The sequence below is a fragment of the Stenotrophomonas maltophilia genome, from assembly GCF_900186865.1.
In the GTDB taxonomy this organism is placed as follows: domain Bacteria; phylum Pseudomonadota; class Gammaproteobacteria; order Xanthomonadales; family Xanthomonadaceae; genus Stenotrophomonas; species Stenotrophomonas maltophilia.
Map to the genome: position 1 here is coordinate 4,411,418 of NZ_LT906480.1, position 19,066 is coordinate 4,430,483.

Consider the following 19,066-nt stretch of genomic DNA (forward strand, 5'->3'; position numbering starts at 1 on the left):
GCATCGGACACAAGTCAGGGGATCGCCCGCCATGGGTCGGCATGGCGGGCGCAAAGGTCAGGACAACATCGACTGGCCGATGCGCAGGCTGCTGCGGCGCAGGCGCCAGCCCATCAGGATGGCAGCGGCGGTCAGGCCAACGATCAGGCCGATCCACATGCCCTGCGGGCCCATGCCCAGGCCCAGGCCGAGCCCGGCGCCGAGCGGCATGCCCAGGCCCCAGTACGCGAACATGGCGATGAACATCGGCACGCGGGTGTCTTTCAGGCCGCGCAGCGCGCCGGCCGACAGTACCTGGATGCCATCCGGGAACTGGAAGGTGGCCGCGTACAGCAGCAGCGTCGAGGCCAGGCCGGCCACCGCCAGGTCGTTGGTGTAGACACCGACGATGGCATCGTGGCCGAACAGCAGCACCGCCGCCGACAGCGTCTGCGTGCCCATGATGATCGCGTAGCCGGCCCAGGCCGCACGCCGTACGCCGAAGCCATCGCCACGGCCAACCGCATGGCCGACGCGCACGGTGGTGGCCTCGGCCACGCCCATCGGGATCATGAAGCACAGCTGCGCCACGTTGATCGCGATCTGGTGCGCGGCCGCTTCATTCGCACCCAGGCGGCCGATCAGCAGCGCGGTGACGATGAACAGGCCGCCTTCCATCAGCACGGTAATGCCGATCGGCAGGCCGGTGCGCAGCAGGTCCCAGATCGCCTTCCAGCGCGGTCCTTCGAAGTGCGAGAACAGCTGCAGGTGGGCGAAGCGCTTGGTGCGCCACAGGTAGAGGGCAAACGCCGTGGCCTGCAGCCACATCATCACCGCCGAAGCGATGCCCAGGCCTTCCGCACCCAGTTCCGGGAAACCGAGCTTGCCGTTGGCCAGCACGTAGCCCATCGGCGCCAGCACCAGCAGGCCGCCGAAGCCGAGCAGCATGGTCGGCAACGTCCAGTGCATGCCTTCGCTCAGGTAACGCATGCAGAAGTACAGGGTCAGTGCGGGCCCGCCCCAGCGCACCGCGTGCAGGAACGCGGTCGCCCCCGGCACGATGTCCGGCGCGATCCCGAACGCTGGCAGCAGCGGCGGCACCACCGTGAGGAAGGTGAACATGATCAGGCCCAGGCCCAGCGCCAACCACAACGCCTGGCGGAACAGCGGGCCGATTTCGCGCTCGCGGCCGGCGCCGTGCAGCTGCGATACCGAGGCGGTGAGCGAGATCAGGGTGCCGATCGGGATCAGCATCGGCAGCCACAACAGCGCCGTGCCGATGGTCACCGCGGCCAGGGTCGCGGTGGCGTGGTGGCCGGCAATGACGTTGTCGACGAAGGAGATCAGACCGGTGGACACATGCCCGAGCACAAGCGGCAGGGCGAGCAGACCGGTGGCGCCGACTTCCTTGCTGAAGCGCGGCGTGGAGGTTGCAGTAGACATAAGGTGCTTGACGCGAACTACGGTTGCGCGCGAAGGGCACAGGCACCGGGTTGCGGCCGGTCATCTTACGCGCGCAGCGCGCGCATTCCCATGACATGGCGTGAATGCTGGGTTCCGGCAGGCCTCGGCATCACGCGTTGCGATCGCGTTACGAACAGAAAAGGGGACGGAGGGGATTAAGTCGTTTCAAGCCCGACTGTGCCGAACACGACTTAATCCCCTCCGTCCCCTTTGTTTACTGGCCGGCCTGGCGCTTGAGCCAGGCATCGCGCTCGGCGGCCGGCACGGCGAGGAACGCGCCTCGCACCGTGTCACGCTCCTGCGGTGGCGTGCGCTGCGCGACCAGGGTCAGTTGGGCCAGCTGCGCCGGGCTGAGCTGGCGCAGCACGGCCAGCGCGGCCTCGCGCTGTTCCGGTGGCACGAAGCCGAACAGGCCGTGCAGCTTGGGGAACTCCAGTCCCAGCTGCGGGCCCAGCCGCCAGCCCTCGCGGAAGGCCTGGTCCTGCGCCAGGAACTGCTCGCGCAGGCGCTGCTGCTGGTCCGCCGGCAGCGCATTGAACCGCGCCGCAGCCTGCCGGATGCGCTCCCGCTCGCTCTCCGGCAGGGCGCGCCAGGCCGCGTAGTCGGCACGGCGCTGACGCTGCTGCTGGGCGTCGAGCTGGGTGAACGCAGCGGGCGTCGTGTTTGTGGTGGCCGGAGCGGGAGCCGCCGGTGAACTGCCCGGCACTGGCGGCGGCAGCGGCACGCTCAAGGTCTGCGGCGCGGCGGACAGCGCCAACGGCAGGGCCAGCAGCAGGCTGGCGAACAGGGTCTTATTCATCGGCGGCAGCGGTTTCCAGCGTGGCGCTGGCCGGCTCGGGCCGGCTCGGCCTGGATTGCGATTCGTCCACCGGCAACGGGCCGCCGGCGGCGGTCCAGGCATACAGATCGGCATCGGCCACCAGCGGATAGTCGCGGTCGGCCAGCATCATGGCGTCGTCGGAGGCTTGGGCCGGGGTCGCATCCGGCGTGGCATTGACCTTGCTCGGCGGAAGCGCTTCCACCGTGACCGGGCCAGCTTCGCCCACTACCCCTTCCGGCAGTGGAGCGTCGCTACCGGATGAATGTCCTTGCCAGTAGCGCCAGCCCAGTGCCGCGGCCAACAGCACCGCCACCGTCACCAGCAGGATCACCGGGCCGCGCCAGCGCGGCCTGGCATTGGGACGCCGCCGCTTGCCCTGGGCGGCCGCACGATCATCGCGCTGCGGTGCGCGCCAGCTGGTCGCGGGAGCTTCATTGCTGGCGGCCGACGCAGCCGGCTGTTGCAGCTGCTGCAGGCGCTTGGCCGGCAGGTCGCGGATGCGCAGCTGCACCTGTTCGGCCAGCTGGCGCCATGCCGACGCATCGGGCTGGCCGTGCGCATCACGGGGGCAGGCATCAGCCAGCAGGTGCTGGTAGCCCGCTTCGTCCTGGTCGAGCACGCGCATGGCGATACCCTCGTCCAGACTGCCGCCCACCCGCAGCAGGAATGCCAAGCGCGGCAGCGGTCCCATCTCGCCCAGCGCGGCCAACGGCGGCAGCCACTGGCCGCCCACCGGCTCGCGCAGCGCCTGGCGCTGGCCCAGCAGGGTCCAGAAGCGGGTCGGCCACTGCGCCATCGGCAGGTCGCTGGCGACCGCGGCGAAGGCGCGCATCACCGCCACCAGGGTCTGCTCGGCTCGCGCGGCATCGCCGCACTGCAGCTCAGCCACCACCAGGGCGCGGCGCTCGACGCCGCGCAGGAACGCCGGCAGCGCGCCGGCCGCGGTCGAGGAAACAGGGGCGGGCACAGCCGTCATCGGTCACTCCAAAGGTCTGCCGGCATGATAGCGGCAGCCCATCGGCACCCGTAGGACTTGCGCGCGCAGGCACTTCGTGCTGCAGGTTGTGCACAGCACCACGCCCGCCTCGGGGAAAACTGCGGCATCCAGCTGAATTCACTCTGTTTCAGCAATGTTTCACACTCAAGTTGTTGATTTTGAATGACTTTAAAGTGTGGCGATTTTTTGACCAACCCAAGCGTGAGCTCGTCGCCATCGGCCTCCTGCGTTCCCGTCGACCGGTAACGCACAACGTTATCCACAGAACATGTGGATAAGACTGAATCTCCAATGGACACCGATATTTAGGTGACATTTATGATTCGACGGAGGCCCTCCGGCAGTCTCTGGCTCCTGCCATCCGCGCGCGCATGGCCCGTTACACTGGCCCGATGCTTTCACCCATTCCGACCCTGCAGGTCGCCCTGCCCGTCCCGCTGCCGCGCCTGTTCGACTACCTGTCACCAGAGAGCGATGGCCCCACGGTCGCGGTCGGCTGCCGCCTGAAGGTACCGTTCGGCAACCGCGAGCTGGTCGGCGTGGTGGTGGGGCACGGCCAGACCGATGACGGCCAGGAACTGCGCCAGGCCTTGGCCTGGTGCGACCCGCAACCGCTGCTCCAGGGCGAGCTGTGGCACAGCCTGCAGTGGCTGGCGCGCTACACCCATGCGCCACTGGGCGAGGTGCTGAGCACCGCCCTGCCGGGCCCGCTGCGCCATGGCGACGCCCTGCCCGACACCCATCACTGGGGCTGGCAGCTGACCGCCGAAGGCCGCGCCCAGCGCGAAAAACTGCGCGCCGGCAGCCGCCCCCGGCAGCTGGCCGAGCTGCTGGCCGACGCCATCGTCGATGAGGACGTGCTGGGCGAACGCATGGACGACTGGCGCACCGCCGCGCGCAGCCTGGCCAAGCGCGAGCTGGCCGAACGCGTGGCGCTGCGCGTCGCTCCGCAGCACGCGCAGCCACTGCCTGGCCCCACCCTCAACACGGAGCAGGCAGAGGCCGTGGCGGCGATCAACGCAGTCGAGGGCTTCCAACCGTTCCTGCTGGATGGCGTAACCGGCAGCGGCAAGACCGAGGTCTACCTGCAGGCCATCATCCACTGCCTGGCCCAAGGCAAGCAGGCGCTGGTGCTGGTGCCGGAAATCGGCCTCACCCCGCAGACCCTGGCACGCTTCCGCGGCCGCCTCGGCATCGCCGTGCATGCACTGCATTCGGGATTGAACGACAACGAGCGCGCCCGGGTCTGGGCGGCGGCTTCGCGCGGCGAGGCACGGGTGATCGTCGGCACCCGCTCGGCGGTGTTCACGCCGCTGCCGCAGGCCGGCCTGCTGATCGTCGACGAGGAGCATGACGGCAGCTACAAGCAGCAGGACGGCATCCGCTACCACGCACGCGATTTCGCTCTGGTCCGGGGCAAGGCGCTGGGCGTTCCGGTGCTGCTGGGCAGCGCTACGCCTTCACTGGAGACGCTGCACAACGCCTATGCCGGGCGCTACACCCACCTGCGCCTGAAGCAGCGTGCCGGTGATGCGCGGCCACCGCGCGTGCGCATCCTTGATGTGCGCAAGCGACCATTGCATGACGGCCTCTCGGCCGACGTGCTGGCCGGCATCGGCGAGCACCTGCAGCGCGGCCAGCAGGTGCTGGTGTTCAAGAACCGCCGTGGCTATGCGCCGGTACTGCTGTGCCACGACTGCGGCTGGACCGCGCCATGCAACCGCTGCGATGCACCGATGACCGTGCATGGCGGCGGTCGTCGCCTGCAGTGCCATCACTGCGGCGCGCGGCAACCGGCGCCGCTGGCATGCCCCGCGTGCGGGAGTCTGGCGCTGCAACCGCAGGGCATCGGCACCGAGCGCCTGGAAGAACATCTCACCGCCGCCTTCGCCGACTTCCCGGTGGTGCGCATCGACCGCAGCACCACCTCGCGACGCGATGCACTGGAACAACAGCTGGCGAAACTGGGCGACCAGCCCGGCATCCTGGTCGGCACGCAGATCCTGGCCAAGGGCCACGACCTGCCCAAGCTGACCCTGGTGGTGGTGGTCGGCATCGACGAGGGCCTGTTCTCGGCCGACTTCCGCGCCAGCGAGAAACTGGCGCAGCAGCTGATCCAGGTCGCCGGTCGCGCCGGACGCGCGCGCGACCCGGGCGAAGTCTGGCTGCAGACGCATCACCCGGGGCACCCACTGCTGGAGACCCTGGTCAGCGGTGGCTACCACCCGTTCGCGCAGGCCGAGTTGAACCAGCGCCAGGCCGCAGGATTCCCGCCGTTCGCGCATCTGGCGCTGATGCGCGCCGAAGCGCAGCAGGTGGAGCATGCCAATGCATTCCTGCTGGCAGCGCGACAGCTGCTGGGCGAGCAGGACGTGGTGGAAGCCTATGGACCCATGCCGGCGCCGATGCCACGGCGCGCCGGTTACCAGCGCGCCCAGCTGCTGCTGTCTGCCGCGCAGCGGCCACCGCTGCACGGGGTGCTTTCGCAACTGGTACCGCAGCTGTATGCGCTGCCGGAAGCACGCAAGGTGCGCTGGTCGCTGGATGTGGATCCGACGGATCTTTATTGAGGGGTCAGAGCCTACCCGTCGGGTGGGATCCGACCCCGATGCCCTGGGGTCGGATCCCTTTTCGCAGAAAAGGGCTCTGACCCCGGACGCTTTCGCTTACGTCAGCGGCGACATCACGCCGCGCTGGTAGGCGGGGCGCTCGCGAAGACGGGCGTACCAGTCGGCCAGGTGCGGCAGTTCCGGACGCTGGATCGGCAGTTCGAACCAGGCATAGATCAGCGAGCCCAGCGGGATGTCACCCATCGCGAATGTCTCGCCGGACAGCCACGGCTGCTTGGCCAGGGTGGCATCGGCCATCGCCAGGTAGTCGCCGGCGCGTACGATGGCGGCATTGATCCGCGCTTCGTCGCGGTCGGCCGGGGCGGTGCGCATGATGCCCCAGATCAGGTCGGTGTACAGCGGCGCCATGCGCGAGGTGCTCCAGTCCATCCACTTCTCGGCCTGGGCGCGTTCCATCGGCTCTTCGGCGTACAGCGTGCCCAGCGCGTAGCGCGCACTCAGGTAGCGCACGATGGCGTTCGATTCCCACAGCGGCAGGCCGTGGTCTTCGATCACCGGTACCAGGCCATTGGGATTCATCGCCTGGTATTCCGGCGTCTGCGTGCCGCCGTGGCTGCCACCGACCTCGATGGACTCGTACGGCAGGCCGATTTCCTCGGCACACCACAGCACCTTGCGGACGTTGCTGGAATTGCGGCGGCCCCAGATCTTCAACATGCGGGTAATCCTTGCTGGCAATGCGAGCGGCAACGATACCCCTGATCGGGCGGGGTGTGTGCATGCGGGATGCGGAATCTGGCATCCGGGGATTGCCGGCCAGCGGCCGGCACTACCGGTTCCTCGCTGGCCAGCGGTCGGCATTACCGGTTCTTTTTCGGCAGCGCGCGCACGTAGGACGACTTGCCATCCTTCTTCAGTTCGAACAGGCCGATCGCTGCCAGCAGATCGCTGAGCTTGCCGTAGCCATAGTTGCGCGGGTCGAACGACGCCTGGTTGCCGATCTGGCTGCCGACCGGGCCGAGGTGCGACCAGCCATCCTCGCCCTCGGCCGCGGACACCGCGCGACGCAGCATCTTCACCAGCCGCGTGTCGCTGCGCATTTCCGCACCGCTCTTGCGCGGGCGCGCATCGTCGTTGGCCACCGGCTCGTTCGAGGCCTGTTCGCTGGATGCCTGTTCGGTATCCGGCACGCTGGCGTGGGTCTGGCCCAGTGCTTCCAGGTAGGTGAATTTCGAGCACGCATTGACGAACGGCTCGGGTGTTTTCTTCTCGCCGAAACCGTACACCTTCACGCCATCGGTCAACAGGCGCATCACCATCGGGGTGAAGTCCGCATCGCTGGAGACGATGGCAAAGCCATCCAGGTTGCGCGCGTACAGCAGGTCCATGGCATCGATCACCATCGCCATGTCCGAGGCATTCTTGCCCTTGCTGTAGGCGAACTGCTGGATGGGACGGATCGCATACTCATGCAGCACCGCTTCCCACCCCTTCAGTCGCGGGCTCTTCCAGTTGCCATAGGCGCGGCGCACGTTGGCCACCCCATAGCGGGCCACTTCGGCCAACACCTCGTCGATCTTCGAGGCCGGCGCATTGTCGGCGTCGATCAACAGGGCGATGCGCTTTTCCGGTTCGCTCATGGACTCCTCGCGGGCGGTTGCCTGAACCCGAGTATCGCCGATCCACGCGGGCGCTGACGTGACAGGCAGTCGCCGTGCGAAGATGCCAGGCGCTTCCCCCAATGCCCCCACTGGAGTGAGTCGATGAGTCGCGAGCGCGTTCCCCACCTGGTTGTTGTCGGCGGCGGTTTTGCCGGTCTCTGGGCCACCCGTGCCCTGGCCCGCGAGCGCATACGCATCACCCTGGTCGACCGCCGCAACCATCATCTGTTCCAGCCGCTGCTGTACCAGGTGGCCACCGCCGGCCTGTCCGCGCCGGATATCGCTGCACCACTGCGCCATATCCTCGGCCACCAGCGCAACGTGGAAGTCCGCCTCGGCGAAGTGGTCGCCATCGACAAACAGGCCCGGCAGATCCGCATGGCCGATGGCAGCACGCTGGACTACGACAGCCTGCTGCTGGCCACCGGCGCCACCCACGCCTACTTCGGCAACGACCAGTGGGCCGATGATGCGCCCGGCCTGAAGACGCTGGACGATGCGATCGCGCTGCGCCGCAAGCTGCTGCTGGCGTTCGAGCGTGCCGAAGCAGAACCGGACCCGACGAAGAATGCCGCATGGCTGAGCTTCGCGGTGGTCGGTGGCGGTCCCACTGGTGTTGAACTGGCCGGCACCCTGGCCGAGATCGCGCGGCATACGTTGCGCAACGAATTCCGCCACATCGACCCGGCCAGCGCCAAGGTGCGGCTGGTCGAGGCCGGCCCGCGCGTGCTGTCCTCGTTCCCGGAAGTGCTTTCGCTGAAAGCACGCCGCCAGCTGGAAAAGCTGGGCGTGGAAGTGCTGACCGGTACCCCGGTGAGCGACATCGACAGCCAGGGCTTCACGCTCGGTGACCAGTTCGTGCCGGCCCGCACCGTGGTCTGGGCCGCCGGCGTGGCCGCTTCACCGCTGGCGCGCACGCTGGACGTGCCGCTGGACCGCGCCGGCCGCGTGCCGGTGCAACCGGACCTGACCCTGCCCGATCACCCGGAGCTGTTCGTGGCCGGTGACCTGGCCGCACTGAGCCAGGCCGACGGCAAGCCGGTACCCGGCGTGGCACCCGCTGCCAAGCAGATGGGCAAATACGTGGCCGAGGTGATCCGCGCACGCCTGCACGGCAAGCCCGAGCCCGGCCCGTTCAAGTACGCCGACTACGGCAACCTGGCCACCATCGGTCGCATGGCCGCGATCGTGCACCTGGGCCGGCTGCAGCTGTCGGGCGTGCTGGCCTGGTGGTTCTGGCTGGCCGCGCACGTGTTCTTCCTGATCGGCTTCCGCAACCGCATCGTGGTGCTGCTGAACTGGGCCGTGGCGTACTGGAGCTACCAGCGCAGCGCACGCATCATCTTCGGCGATGACCAGGAAGACCGGCGACCCCGGCGGTAGTGCCGGCCGCTGGCCGGCTGCCGCGCGGTCCGTCCCCTCTCCGCAGGAAAGGGCTCTGACTCCGTCAACATCATCCATGCATGGCGTGGATCTACCGCTTCATCGGGCCGCCGGGCGCCCGCCGTTTCGACCATGCGCGGCAGAAGTCCTCCTTCCTTGCGGTGTCGGCAATCTGCGCGGCACTCCAGTTGCGGGTAATCCAGATCGTCAGTGCCGTGCTGCTCAGATGCCAGCGCAGCATGTCGTGCCGTGGCTGCCGCCAAAGATGGCGGCGGGCAATCCAGAACGCCTCCCGTTCCACCTCTGGCACCTTCTTCTTCATCGCGTCGTCGTCGAAGAACTGCGCGGCGAAACTCCAGGGATTCATCGGCTGAAATCCTGTTCGCGGTTCACTGCTGCACGCAGCCACACCACTGGGCGCACGGTCTGCTGGCTTCGGCCAACCGCCCACCAGGGCAAGCCCGAGCAGGTACAGCAGGCCAGGCAGCAGTGCGATGCCGGCGGCCAGTACGACGACGGAGACCCATGCCTTACCGGCGGCACGCGTCGTGCTCACTTCGCCTTCGGTTTCGGGTACCACAACGCGTTGACGATGACCCAGCGCTGGTCGAAGCGCCCCATGTGGAAGTAATCGACGAACCACGGCGTTTCCAATCGCACCGAGGCGGCATTGCCGGTCACGTCCAGCACCGTGCAGCGGCGGTCCCATTGATCCTTCGGGGTTTTCAGCGCGCCCTGCTTCGTCAGCGCGACCAGTTCTTGCTTCGACATGCGGCGCAGGCCCAGCCGCTCGTCGGGCGTATCGCCGAGGACCGCGCGCTTGGCCAGGTCCGGGTGCAGGGTGCGGGCGACGCGCTGCGGGTCGGCCTCCAGCTGGCCGTCGACGTAGTCATGGCAGGTGGCTTCGATGGCCGCGAGGGTGGCCGGGTCGGCAGCGGGACTGGTTGACGCAGAGAGAGCGAACAACAGGGCGACGGTGGACATCCGGGTCTCCAGCGCTGAGGGCTGGGCGATCATCGCATGGCGGCACAGAGGCATCCATGTATGCCATGGATCTACAGGGACCCAGCATCCACCGCCTGCAACCACGCCAGCTTGCGCTCGCGCGGCAGCTGCTTGAGCTGCCATTCGGCCCGCGAGGCGGCGGCCCGGTCCGGGTATTCGCGCACGGCCAGCACGCGCAGCGGTGGCCGGGCCCGGGTGTAGCGCGCGCCCTTGCCGGCCTGATGGGCGGCGAAACGCGCGTCCACGTCGGTGCTGATGCCGGCGTAATAGCTGCCATCGCGACATTCGAGCAGGTACAGGAACCACGGGCGGAGGGACGGGGCCATGCCCGGATTATGCCGTGCTGCACTGCAGCGGATATACTGGCGCCCGAATGCAGGAGAGAGGCGCCGCGCTGGCGCCCGCCGAAGGCGCAGGCTCCCATGATCGCTCAGGCCGGTGGGCTGGAATCCCACCAACCATGCATTCGACTCGCCGAGCTGGAGAGAGGTCACCGGGCATGCCCGGGACGATCCGCCGAAGGGGCACGCGGCCCATGCCGCTGAACTCTCAGGCAAAAGGACAGCGGGAGCGGCACCGGTCATCGTCATTCCGTCATTGCGCAGGCAATGGCGGCGTCCGCGCATGGCCGGCCCCACCGCGCCCGGAGCCTGCCCCATGTTGCTGTCCATCATCTACCTGATCGCCATTTCCGCCGAAGCCATGACCGGCGCGCTGTCCGCCGGCCGCCGCCGCATGGACCTGTTCGGCGTGGTCATGATCGCCTGCGTCACCGCACTCGGCGGTGGTTCACTGCGCGACATCCTGCTCGGCCACTACCCGCTGGGCTGGGTGAAGCATCCCGAGTACCTGGGCTTCACCGTGTGCGCGGCGCTGATCGCCACCTGGGTGGCGCGCTGGATGCACCACTTCCGCCGCACCTTCCTGGTGCTCGATGGCCTGGGCCTGATCGCCTTCACCCTGATCGGCTGCTCGATTGCGCGCGAAGCCGGCCATGCGATGCCGATCGTGCTGATCGCCGGCATGCTGACCGGCGCGTTCGGCGGCGTGCTGCGCGACATCCTCTGCAACGAGGTGCCGCTGATCTTCCAGAAGGAGCTCTACGCGATCATCGCGCTGCTGACCGGCGCGGCCTACCTGTTGCTGCTGCACTGGGGCGTGGCCGACGCCACCGCGATCCTGTGCTGCCTCGGCGGCGGCTTCGCGCTGCGCCTGCTGGCGATCCACTACCGCTGGGAAATGCCGAAGTTCGTGTACCACGACGAAGTGCATTGAGGTTCGCGCGGCGGAATCCGCACCACCCCGGCGATGTACCTGGCGCTGTCGCTCATGCGCAGCGCCAGGCGCATCGCCGGTGCAGATGGGCCGGTCTCCAACTCCGACCGGCCCTGATCGCGGCCGCACCCCCGCAGGCGCTGGCCGCCATCCACACACGTGCCGCACTCAAGCGGCTTCGGACACCTTCACGTCGCGACGGGCGCGCACGGCCGCGGCCAGTCGCTCCAGCACCGTCACGGTGGTGTCCCAGTCGATGCAGCCATCGGTGATGCTCTGCCCGTAGACCAGCGGTTGGCCTTCCACCAGTTCCTGGCGACCACCGACCAGATGGCTCTCGATCATCACACCGACGATGCGCTGTTCACCGTCTTCCAACTGAACGGCGATATCCTCGATCACCTTCGGCTGGTTGTCCGGATTCTTCAGGCTGTTGGCATGGCTGGCGTCGATCATCAGACGAGTCGGCAGCTTGGCCTTGGCCAGCGCCTGGCAGGCCTCGGCGACACTGCCTGCATCGTAGTTCGGCTGCTTGCCGCCGCGCAGGATCACATGGCAATCCGGGTTGCCAGTGGTCGACACGATGGCGGTGCCGCCCTGCTTGGTGACCGACAGGAAGTGATGCGGATTGGAGGCCGCACCCACCGCGTCGGCGGCGATCTTCACGTTGCCATCGGTGCCGTTCTTGAAGCCGACCGGGCACGACAGCCCCGAGGCCAGTTCGCGGTGCACCTGGCTTTCGGTGGTGCGCGCACCAATGGCGCCCCAGGCCACCAGATCGGCGATGTATTGCGGCGAGATCACGTCGAGGAACTCGACGCCGGCCGGCAGGCCGAGCTTGTTGATGTCGCGCAGCAGGCCACGGGCGATGCGCAGGCCCTTGTCGATCCTGAAGCTGCCGTCCAGGTCCGGATCGTTGATCAGGCCCTTCCAGCCCACCGTGGTGCGCGGCTTCTCGAAGTACACGCGCATCACGATTTCAAGTTCCCCGGCCAGCGCGTCACGCAGCGGCTTCAGGCGCTGGGCGTACTCGATGGCGGCCTTCGGGTCGTGGATCGAGCATGGGCCAACCACCACTGCCAGGCGGTCGTCACGGCCATGCAGGATCTGGTGCAGGACCGCGCGCGAGGCGCTGACGGTGTCGGAGGCTTCATCGTCACACGGCAGCATCGCCAGCAGCTGGGCAGGCGGTGTCAGCGGTTCGATGGTGCGGATACGCAGGTCGTCGGTGTGCGGGGGCATTGGGGGAGGTCTCCGGAACGTTGGGGGTCCCCAGCGTGGCAGCATGAAAAAAGCCGCCAGGTTCGCTGGCGGCTTTCGGGAATGCGTCTGAAGCTTTCTTCAGGGTGAGCGCAGTCCTTCCTCCGCCAGTGGCTTCGGAAAGTAATACCAGTAAAAGCGGGTGGCGGCTGCGTTCATGGGTTGTATTGATAGCACAGCTTTTGCGCAGTGCAAAATGTTTCATCCGCAACTGGGGACGCGGTTCAGCGAGATGCGCGCCGGCCCTGCCCACGCGGCGGCAACCACGCAACGTCGCTCATTTGCCATGCACTTCCACGTCCAGCAGCAGGCCCTCATGGATGTCGGCCCAGCGTTCCAGCACGCGATCCAGTTCCTGCCGGGCCTCGTCCAGCTGCTCGGGGTTGAGCAGGGAACGCGCGGTGTAAAGATCGGAAACCAAGCGCCGCAGGGCCGATTCCTGGATGGCCACCGACGGCCCCTCCAGCCCCGGCAACTGCAACGCCGGGCTGTCGCCAAGAGGGCCGAACAGCGTGACCTGGAGCGTGCTCTGCATGATCGACCTTCCTGCGGATGGACATGGGCAATGTCCTGTTTACCGCGTCTGCGTGACAGGCGCATGTGCCACCCATGCCCAGCACCGGGATCTGCCGGCGTCTGCCGCGCCGCTACAAGGCGGCCAGGTCGGCAAGGTGCTGGGCCATGCTGTCCATCGCGCCTACCGCCTGGGTGGTGGTGAAGTACTCATGCCAGCCGGTAGCGGCAATGCCGGCCATCAACGCATCGACCTCCTCGCGGCTTGCGCAGCGCCAGACCGCATAGAACTGCTCATCGCTGCCGTGCGGTACGCCCGAGGCAATGCGGCCCATCGCCAGCGGCGTGATGCGGACCGGATCGAACTGCTGCATGCCGGCGCCGATACGGGCGAAGAAGGCGTTCCGCTGCTCGGGCGGAAGTGTGGTCCAGGCAGGGGTGGCGGTGTAGAGCTCGATGAAAGTGTGCGACATGGTGGTTCTTCCTTGAGGGTTCGGGGGTTGCCGGCCAGCGGCCGGCACTACCGGAGCGAGCGCAGCGCGCGTTTGCGGATGTAGGCGTTGGCGTCGCTGTGGCGCTCATGCTGCCAACGCGTACACAGCTGGCGCAGCCACTGCGGCTGGGTCTTGCCGGCATCGTTGAGCCAGTTTCCGACCGAATCCTGCACATAGCGTTCCGGATCGTCGGCCAGTGCTTCCAGCAGCGCGGATGCATGTTCCGGGTGCTGCTTGAACAGTGCGATATGCGTGGCCCAGACACCGCGCGGACGCAGTGCTTCGCAGGCGAAGCGGCGCAGGTAGGGCGATGTTTCCTGTGACCACGGTTGCAGGCAATCAAGCGCCTGCATCGGCGCGGCAACGATGTCCGTGCGTAGTGCCAGCCATGCCCATTCGCGCACACCGAAGTGGGGGTCATCGGCCAGTGTGCGCATCTGCTGCAGCTTCTCTGCCAGCGTTGCGCGGGCATCGCTGCCGATCAGGTAGCAGGCCCAGCCGCGCACGGTATCGGAGCTGTGATGCCGCCAGAGCGCAGGCGCCCCCTGCCCCGCCTCACGCAGCAGTTGCGCAGCCAGGGCCATGCGCAGCGTGATGCCCTTGCCTGAGGCGTCCCGCATGCGTTGCAGCGCCTCCGGTGCAAGCGCAGGCGCCACCACCTGCAGCAGCGCGGCAAAATCCACTGCCAGGCATTCGGCCAGATGGGTGGCGGGGACGCGGCCGGTGTTGAGTGCTTGCCGGCGTTCCCCGGGAATGGCCGTGCTCATGCTGCGGATTCCCGCCCGGCGTCCGTGTGCTGCCAGACCTTGTGCAGCAGCTGTGACAGCTGCTGCTGTTCATCAGCATCCAGGCCGTTGAACAGCCCACCGATCCATTGCGTGTGCTGCTCGAACAGCGATTCGGCCAAACGCTTTCCCGGTGCGGTCAGCACGATCTGCAGGCGGCGGCCATCCCCGTCATCGTTGCGACGCTGCAGCAGGCCTTCGCGCTGCAGGCCATCGAGCAGGCCGCTGATGGTGGCGCGGGTCACGCCGGCGCGCTCGGCCAGCACATGCGGCGGCAGTGCGCCACCGGCCCCGTGCAACAGGAACAGCACGATGAAGCGACCCTCGCTGAGCCCATGCGGTGCCAGCCGCGCGGCGCAGTCGCGATCGATCGACGAGGACAGCGAGAGCAGCTGGAAACACAGGCGCAGCGGCGCGATGTTGGCGTGACCGCGTCGCTGCGCTTCCTCGATCAGGGCATGGTGCTTGGCTTCGATCATCTCACGCACGTGATATGGTTAGGCGCCTAATCATACAGCTAAACAGCCGCTGCCTGTAAACCACAGCCGATATCAGGTGAACTTTCCCAGCAGCAGGCACGCAATCAGCCCGCCGCCCTCCCGGTGCAGCAGCTGCAGTTCGCCCGCGTGCCGCCTCGCAACATTGGCGGCCACTGCCAGCCCAAGTCCCGCTCCACCGGTGGTGCGACTACGAGAACGCTCGCTGCGCTGGAACGGTTGCAGCAGGCGTACTCGGTCGCCCTCGGCGATACCTGGGCCCCGATCCATCACCTCCAGCTGGACCCCTCGCTCAACCACGGCAAGCCGCAGTTCCATCGCCCCGGCATAGCGATCGGCATTGTCGATAAGGTTGTCGAACGCGCGCCGAAGCAGCAGCGCGTCGCCGTGCCAGGGCAGACTGTCCGGCCCCTGGATGGAGATCTCGACACCGCGCAGCAACGCTGCCTGCACGCACTCCTCCAGCAGCGCGGCCAGATCCAGCGGGCGCATCTGCAACGGCTGCAATTCGCCGCGTGCGTAATCGAGCACCTGCTCGATCATCGTGTCCATGCGCTCGATGTCCGCCACCATCCGGGCCGCCTGTGGTGTGGGCGCGAACTCGGCGCGCAGTCGCAGGCCGGTCAATGGTGTGCGCAGGTCGTGCGCCACTGCAGCCAGCATATGGGTCATGTCCTGGGCCTGCGCACGCAGGCGCTCTCGACCGGTGCCGATCGCGGCGGCCAGCATCTGTACCTCGCGCGGGCCATCATCCGGCAGGGGCGTGTCGGCTTGCAGGTCCACGCGTGCACTGGCATCGGCCAAGCGTCGTAGTGGACGCCCCAGCCGGATCGATGCCCACGCCGCCAGCGGCGCCAGCAACACGGCACCGCCCAGCAGCGCCAGTATCACCTGTCGCCGCCAAGCTGCCAGATCACTGTGATCGCTGCCGACCACCCGCCAGCGGCCATCGGCCTTGCGCACGCCCAGTTCAAACGGCGGCCATTGCATCGCGGTCAGCAGCGCGGCCTGCGCCTTCAGTACACCGACCCGCGCCGTGCCGTCGAGCACCTCGCCGCCTTCGATGACCTGCACATCAGGCGCCTTGCCCTGTCCGCTCCAGACCAGGCGCACCTCCTTCGCCGGCAAACCCATCTGCAGCGCCGCCAACTGGGTGAGCCAGTCACTGGCACTGCCCTTTGGTGGCGCATCCTGCGTCGCCAGATGCAGGCCCAGTGGTGCCGCGGCCTGCTCCCCCCGCAGCACCTGCACGGCCTGGTCCAACCGCATCGGTGGCGGCGCGGGCCGAGGCATCCAGCCAACCACGGCCACGCTGACCAGTGTCGCCAGCAGCAGGCTGGCCAGGGCCAGCATCGTGATCCAACGCGCGGTCGGCCACCGGCTGTTCACAGCACCAGTACCTCGGCGTGGAAGCGATAGCCTTCGCCACGCGATGTCTGCACCAGGGCTTCCGCACCGGGTGAGGCCTGCCCGAGCTTGCGGCGCAGGCGGCTGATCGCCAGGTCGACCGCGCGGTCGACGCTGTCACTCGGTTCGCCACGGCTCAGCTGCAGCAGCTGCTCGCGCCCCAGCACCCGCCCGGGGCGTTCGGCCAGCGCCAGCAACAGGCTGAATTCACCACGGCTGAGCACCAGCTCGTTCCCATCCGGCGCCAGCAGGCGACGTTGTTCCGGCAGCAACCGCCAACCAGAAAAGCGCAGTTCACTGGCTACCTGCGCGCGCAGCTTGTCCTGCCGACGCAGCAGCGCGCGTACCCGCGCCAGCAGCTCGCGCGGGTCGAACGGCTTGGCCAGGTAGTCGTCCGCGCCCATCTCCAGGCCGATCACCCTGTCCGGTGCGCTGCCCATCGCCGACAGCATCAGGATCGGAATGGCCCGTGCCTGCAGCCGGCGGCAGACCGACAGGCCATCCTCACCGGGCATCATCCAGTCGAGGATGATCACGTCCGGGCGATCGACCTGCAGCAGCACGTCCAGCGCCGTCGCGTCCGCTGCCACCCGTACCTGGTAGCCATGCAGCAACAGGCAATCGGCGATGGCATCACGGATGCTGGCGTCGTCATCGACAACGATGACACGGGCGGGAGTCGTCATGCAGGCAGTATCAGGCAGGTCTGTATCAGGACGGTATCAACGCCGATATTCCCGCGATACGCCGCTGCGCGCCAATGGTCACCCATGATCACTGCGGAGACTTGCCTTGCGCCTCATCCCATTCGTCCTGCTTGCTGCCCCGCTGGCTGCGCTGGCGTCCGATTCCCCCGAACACATCCTGCCGATGTGGATGCAGGGCGGTCATCCGGCCGTGGCCGTGTCGCTGGACGGGCGTGCCGAACCGCTGCGCTTCGTGGTCGACAGCGCGGCAGGCGCCACCCTGGTCGATGACCGCGTCGTGCGGCGCTACGGTCTGGGAGATGTGGATGCGGAGGTATCACACGCCCAAGGGGCAAGTGCAGCCTCCGCGCGGCTGCAGCGCATACGCAGAACGTCCTGGCAGCTGGGCAGTTGGCAGCTGCAGGCCCAAGCCATGAAGGTCGATCTGTCGTCGTTGCCGAAGGACGATGATCCGGCCATTGACGGCTTGATCGGCAACGATCTGACCGGACGCTGGGACACCCGTTGGGACTTCGGCCGCAATCAACTGGCGCTGTGGACACCCGGCGGATTGAACCTGGAAGGACGGGGTTGCCAGCCCAATGCGCTGCCCGGACGCACTGACGGCCTGCGCCAGTTCGGTTTCATCACGCTTGCACTGGGCGCGCCCGCGGTGGACGCCATCGCCGTGGTCGACACCGGTGCCGCGCAGACCGTCCTCAACGCCGAAGCAGCCCGCGCACTGGGGCTGCGCACCGACGGCAGCGACGCACGGGTGCGGGTGCGTGAAAAGGGCACCGAAGGCCTGGGCGGCGGAAAGCAGGCAACCTGGCTGTACACCCTGCCCGGCATGGCCGGCAACGGCTGGCAGCACCCCTCGATGGAGGTCCGCATCAGCGAACTGCCAGTGTTCAAGGCGATCGGCCTGGAGGGCCGGCCGGCGCTGATCCTTGGTGCGGATGCAATGCGCGGCGGCCAGGTGGACATCGGTGCCGGCGCGTCCCGGATCTGCCTGCGCCGGCCGCAGGCCAGCTGACATCCGGCAATGACGCCAGCGGCAGCCTGGCGTAGCATCACCGTGCGCCCCACCAGGAGTTCCACGCATGTGCCGTGCTGCCCTGATGTTGCTGACGCTGTTCCCGCTGGCCGTGCTGGCTGCACCTCCCCCGGTACCCTCGCCGGCCCGCATCGATGCCGAAGCGCAGCGGTTGATGCAGGCCGCACAGGCGCGCGGCATGGCACTGGCGGTGATCGACGGCGGCAAGGTGGTGCACGTCGCCGCCTACGGCGAGCGCAATACCGCAGGCGAACCACTGCGCACCGATACGGTGATGTACGCCGCCTCGTTGACCAAGATGGCATTCGGCCATCTGGTCGCGCAGCTGGCGCAGGACCGCAGGATCGATCTGGATGCCAGCATCGCCACAGCGCTGGACAAGCCGTTGCCGGACTATCCGCCCGAAACGAAGAAGTACGCCGACGACAGCGTGCTGGCCGATGATGCGCGCTGGCGCCAGCTCACCCCTCGCCTGCTGCTCAACCACGCCAGTGGCTTTGCCAACTTCGGGTTTCTTGAACCGGACGGCCGACTGAAGTTCCACTTTGATCCAGGCAGCCGCTACGGCTATTCCGGCGAAGGGCTGATCCTGCTGCAGTTCGTGATCGAACGCGGACGGCTGGGCGAGGATGTGGGTGCGTTGATGCAGCAGCGGGTATTCGACCGCTTCGGCATGACCCGCACCAGCATGATGTGGCGCGGGGACTTCGCCACCAACCTGGCCGACGGCTGGACCATGGAGGGCACCGCCGAGCCGCACGATGAGCGCAGCCGCGTGCGCGCGGCCGGTTCGATGGATACCACCATCGCCGACATGGCCCGTTTCGCCGCCGGCTACGTGCGCGGCGATGGGCTTTCAGCGACGATGCGCAAGGAGCTGGTGCGGCCGCAGCTGCCGATCACCACCGCCAGCCAGTTCCCCACCCTGCAGCCGGAGCTGCCGAAGGCGCTGCAGCGCAAGGACCTGGCGGCCGGCCTGGGGGTGGTGACGTTCCGTGGCCCGCAAGGCGCAGGCTTCTACAAGGGCGGCCACGATGATGCGGTCGGTAATACGCTGGTGTGCGTCGAGCAGCAGCAGCGCTGCGTGGTGATCCTGGGCAACGATGTGCGCGCCGAGGCGACCTTCCCGGCGCTGGTGGCCTTCGTGCTCGGCGACATCGGCGTACCGTGGCAGTGGGAGTACGGCGCAGCAAAGGCATTCGTGAAGTAGCAA

At 67.8% G+C, this 19,066-nt stretch carries 20 protein-coding genes and 2 riboswitches; of the genes, 5 read left to right on the plus strand and 15 right to left on the minus strand.

The genetic code is table 11. From position 1 onward, the window contains the following. Window positions 1–57: 57 nt before the first annotated feature. The 3 genes from CKW06_RS20760 to CKW06_RS20770 all read right to left on the minus strand — a co-directional run bounded on the left by CKW06_RS20760 (window position 58) and on the right by CKW06_RS20770 (window position 3,239). Window positions 58–1,422, minus strand: a complete 1,365-nt coding sequence (locus CKW06_RS20760; RefSeq protein ID WP_005411205.1) for an MATE family efflux transporter — start codon at window positions 1,420–1,422, stop codon at window positions 58–60. A gap of 235 nt (window positions 1,423–1,657) precedes the next feature. Beyond that, on the minus strand, window positions 1,658–2,242 hold the full coding sequence (locus CKW06_RS20765) for a DUF3106 domain-containing protein (protein WP_024957894.1): 585 nt from the start codon (window positions 2,240–2,242) through the stop codon (window positions 1,658–1,660). After that, complete coding sequence (locus tag CKW06_RS20770) at window positions 2,235–3,239, minus strand: hypothetical protein (RefSeq protein WP_024957893.1); 1,005 nt, start codon at window positions 3,237–3,239, stop codon at window positions 2,235–2,237. Before CKW06_RS20770 ends, CKW06_RS20765 begins: the two co-directional genes overlap by 8 nt. A gap of 413 nt (window positions 3,240–3,652) precedes the next feature. On the opposite strand from CKW06_RS20770, the gene CKW06_RS20775 reads away from it, so the two are divergent. Continuing rightward, a complete protein-coding gene (locus CKW06_RS20775) occupies window positions 3,653–5,830 on the plus strand; it encodes a primosomal protein N' (protein ID WP_024957892.1) in 2,178 nt (725 codons plus the stop codon). A 96-nt stretch (window positions 5,831–5,926) separates the two neighbouring features. Here CKW06_RS20775 and CKW06_RS20780 read toward each other — a convergent pair whose 3' ends face one another. After that, window positions 5,927–6,547, minus strand: a complete 621-nt coding sequence (locus CKW06_RS20780; RefSeq protein ID WP_024957891.1) for a glutathione S-transferase family protein — start codon at window positions 6,545–6,547, stop codon at window positions 5,927–5,929. Between the two features lie 143 nt (window positions 6,548–6,690). Next, the gene (locus CKW06_RS20785; RefSeq protein WP_005411210.1) at window positions 6,691–7,470 is read right to left on the minus strand and encodes an NYN domain-containing protein; all 780 of its coding nucleotides are present in this window, start codon (window positions 7,468–7,470) and stop codon (window positions 6,691–6,693) included. 123 nt (window positions 7,471–7,593) lie between these two features. Between CKW06_RS20785 and CKW06_RS20790 the strand changes: the two genes are divergently transcribed. Further along, window positions 7,594–8,874, plus strand: coding sequence for an NAD(P)/FAD-dependent oxidoreductase (locus tag CKW06_RS20790; RefSeq protein WP_024957890.1), 1,281 nt, complete (start codon window positions 7,594–7,596; stop codon window positions 8,872–8,874). A gap of 91 nt (window positions 8,875–8,965) precedes the next feature. Here CKW06_RS20790 and CKW06_RS20795 read toward each other — a convergent pair whose 3' ends face one another. From CKW06_RS20795 to CKW06_RS20805, 3 genes are all read right to left on the minus strand, one after another. Then, window positions 8,966–9,430, minus strand: a complete 465-nt coding sequence (locus CKW06_RS20795) for a hypothetical protein (RefSeq protein WP_024957889.1) — start codon at window positions 9,428–9,430, stop codon at window positions 8,966–8,968. After that, the gene (locus CKW06_RS20800) at window positions 9,427–9,858 is read right to left on the minus strand and encodes a nuclear transport factor 2 family protein (protein WP_024957888.1); all 432 of its coding nucleotides are present in this window, start codon (window positions 9,856–9,858) and stop codon (window positions 9,427–9,429) included. The genes CKW06_RS20795 and CKW06_RS20800 overlap by 4 nt, the downstream gene beginning before the upstream one ends. Window positions 9,859–9,929: 71 nt before the next feature. Next, on the minus strand, window positions 9,930–10,205 hold the full coding sequence (locus CKW06_RS20805) for a GIY-YIG nuclease family protein (RefSeq protein WP_024957887.1): 276 nt from the start codon (window positions 10,203–10,205) through the stop codon (window positions 9,930–9,932). 40 nt (window positions 10,206–10,245) lie between these two features. After that, window positions 10,246–10,335, plus strand: a riboswitch (glycine riboswitch). 13 nt (window positions 10,336–10,348) lie between these two features. Then, window positions 10,349–10,454, plus strand: a riboswitch (glycine riboswitch). Between the two features lie 82 nt (window positions 10,455–10,536). Between CKW06_RS20805 and CKW06_RS20810 the strand changes: the two genes are divergently transcribed. Then, on the plus strand, window positions 10,537–11,154 hold the full coding sequence (locus CKW06_RS20810) for a trimeric intracellular cation channel family protein (RefSeq protein WP_005411215.1): 618 nt from the start codon (window positions 10,537–10,539) through the stop codon (window positions 11,152–11,154). Between the two features lie 168 nt (window positions 11,155–11,322). On the opposite strand, the gene CKW06_RS20820 is transcribed toward CKW06_RS20810, so the two are convergent. The 7 genes from CKW06_RS20820 to CKW06_RS20850 all read right to left on the minus strand — a co-directional run bounded on the left by CKW06_RS20820 (window position 11,323) and on the right by CKW06_RS20850 (window position 16,796). Further along, window positions 11,323–12,396, minus strand: a complete 1,074-nt coding sequence (locus tag CKW06_RS20820; protein ID WP_024957885.1) for a 3-deoxy-7-phosphoheptulonate synthase — start codon at window positions 12,394–12,396, stop codon at window positions 11,323–11,325. Between the two features lie 295 nt (window positions 12,397–12,691). After that, window positions 12,692–12,949: a hypothetical protein gene (locus CKW06_RS20825; RefSeq protein ID WP_005411217.1), complete on the minus strand. Its 258-nt coding sequence runs from the start codon at window positions 12,947–12,949 to the stop codon at window positions 12,692–12,694. 112 nt (window positions 12,950–13,061) lie between these two features. Further along, window positions 13,062–13,400, minus strand: coding sequence for a DUF6616 family protein (locus CKW06_RS20830; protein WP_005411218.1), 339 nt, complete (start codon window positions 13,398–13,400; stop codon window positions 13,062–13,064). 47 nt (window positions 13,401–13,447) lie between these two features. Next, the gene (locus tag CKW06_RS20835; protein WP_024957884.1) at window positions 13,448–14,188 is read right to left on the minus strand and encodes a DNA alkylation repair protein; all 741 of its coding nucleotides are present in this window, start codon (window positions 14,186–14,188) and stop codon (window positions 13,448–13,450) included. Then, on the minus strand, window positions 14,185–14,685 hold the full coding sequence (locus tag CKW06_RS20840; protein WP_005414623.1) for a MarR family winged helix-turn-helix transcriptional regulator: 501 nt from the start codon (window positions 14,683–14,685) through the stop codon (window positions 14,185–14,187). The genes CKW06_RS20835 and CKW06_RS20840 overlap by 4 nt, the downstream gene beginning before the upstream one ends. A 72-nt stretch (window positions 14,686–14,757) precedes the next feature. Continuing rightward, a complete protein-coding gene (locus CKW06_RS20845) occupies window positions 14,758–16,056 on the minus strand; it encodes a sensor histidine kinase (RefSeq protein WP_024957883.1) in 1,299 nt (432 codons plus the stop codon). A gap of 32 nt (window positions 16,057–16,088) precedes the next feature. Continuing rightward, window positions 16,089–16,796 carry a response regulator gene (locus CKW06_RS20850; RefSeq protein WP_024957882.1) on the minus strand — a complete coding sequence of 236 codons (708 nt, stop codon included), beginning with the start codon at window positions 16,794–16,796 and terminating at the stop codon, window positions 16,089–16,091. 106 nt (window positions 16,797–16,902) lie between these two features. Between CKW06_RS20850 and CKW06_RS20855 the strand changes: the two genes are divergently transcribed. Continuing rightward, complete coding sequence (locus tag CKW06_RS20855; protein WP_024957881.1) at window positions 16,903–17,832, plus strand: pepsin/retropepsin-like aspartic protease family protein; 930 nt, start codon at window positions 16,903–16,905, stop codon at window positions 17,830–17,832. A gap of 67 nt (window positions 17,833–17,899) precedes the next feature. Next, the gene (locus CKW06_RS20860) at window positions 17,900–19,063 is read left to right on the plus strand and encodes a serine hydrolase domain-containing protein (protein ID WP_024957880.1); all 1,164 of its coding nucleotides are present in this window, start codon (window positions 17,900–17,902) and stop codon (window positions 19,061–19,063) included. The last annotated feature ends 3 nt before the right edge of the window (window positions 19,064–19,066 follow it).

Bases quoted from the DNA above. Each gene is read 5' to 3' on its own strand.
- CKW06_RS20780 (WP_024957891.1), bottom strand. From the start codon at position 6,547: ATGTTGAAGATCTGGGGCCGCCGCAATTCCAGCAACGTCCGCAAGGTG.
- CKW06_RS20765 (WP_024957894.1), bottom strand. From the start codon at position 2,242: ATGAATAAGACCCTGTTCGCCAGCCTGCTGCTGGCCCTGCCGTTGGCG.
- CKW06_RS20835 (WP_024957884.1), bottom strand. From the start codon at position 14,188: ATGAGCACGGCCATTCCCGGGGAACGCCGGCAAGCACTCAACACCGGC.
- CKW06_RS20860 (WP_024957880.1), top strand. From the start codon at position 17,900: ATGTGCCGTGCTGCCCTGATGTTGCTGACGCTGTTCCCGCTGGCCGTG.
- CKW06_RS20825 (WP_005411217.1), bottom strand. From the start codon at position 12,949: ATGCAGAGCACGCTCCAGGTCACGCTGTTCGGCCCTCTTGGCGACAGC.
- CKW06_RS20805 (WP_024957887.1), bottom strand. From the start codon at position 10,205: ATGGCCCCGTCCCTCCGCCCGTGGTTCCTGTACCTGCTCGAATGTCGC.
- CKW06_RS20830 (WP_005411218.1), bottom strand. From the start codon at position 13,400: ATGTCGCACACTTTCATCGAGCTCTACACCGCCACCCCTGCCTGGACC.
- CKW06_RS20810 (WP_005411215.1), top strand. From the start codon at position 10,537: ATGTTGCTGTCCATCATCTACCTGATCGCCATTTCCGCCGAAGCCATG.
- CKW06_RS20840 (WP_005414623.1), bottom strand. From the start codon at position 14,685: ATGATCGAAGCCAAGCACCATGCCCTGATCGAGGAAGCGCAGCGACGC.
- CKW06_RS20785 (WP_005411210.1), bottom strand. From the start codon at position 7,470: ATGAGCGAACCGGAAAAGCGCATCGCCCTGTTGATCGACGCCGACAAT.
- CKW06_RS20845 (WP_024957883.1), bottom strand. From the start codon at position 16,056: ATGCTGGCCCTGGCCAGCCTGCTGCTGGCGACACTGGTCAGCGTGGCC.
- CKW06_RS20790 (WP_024957890.1), top strand. From the start codon at position 7,594: ATGAGTCGCGAGCGCGTTCCCCACCTGGTTGTTGTCGGCGGCGGTTTT.
- CKW06_RS20770 (WP_024957893.1), bottom strand. From the start codon at position 3,239: ATGACGGCTGTGCCCGCCCCTGTTTCCTCGACCGCGGCCGGCGCGCTG.
- CKW06_RS20775 (WP_024957892.1), top strand. From the start codon at position 3,653: ATGCTTTCACCCATTCCGACCCTGCAGGTCGCCCTGCCCGTCCCGCTG.
- CKW06_RS20760 (WP_005411205.1), bottom strand. From the start codon at position 1,422: ATGTCTACTGCAACCTCCACGCCGCGCTTCAGCAAGGAAGTCGGCGCC.
- CKW06_RS20800 (WP_024957888.1), bottom strand. From the start codon at position 9,858: ATGTCCACCGTCGCCCTGTTGTTCGCTCTCTCTGCGTCAACCAGTCCC.
- CKW06_RS20850 (WP_024957882.1), bottom strand. From the start codon at position 16,796: ATGACGACTCCCGCCCGTGTCATCGTTGTCGATGACGACGCCAGCATC.
- CKW06_RS20820 (WP_024957885.1), bottom strand. From the start codon at position 12,396: ATGCCCCCGCACACCGACGACCTGCGTATCCGCACCATCGAACCGCTG.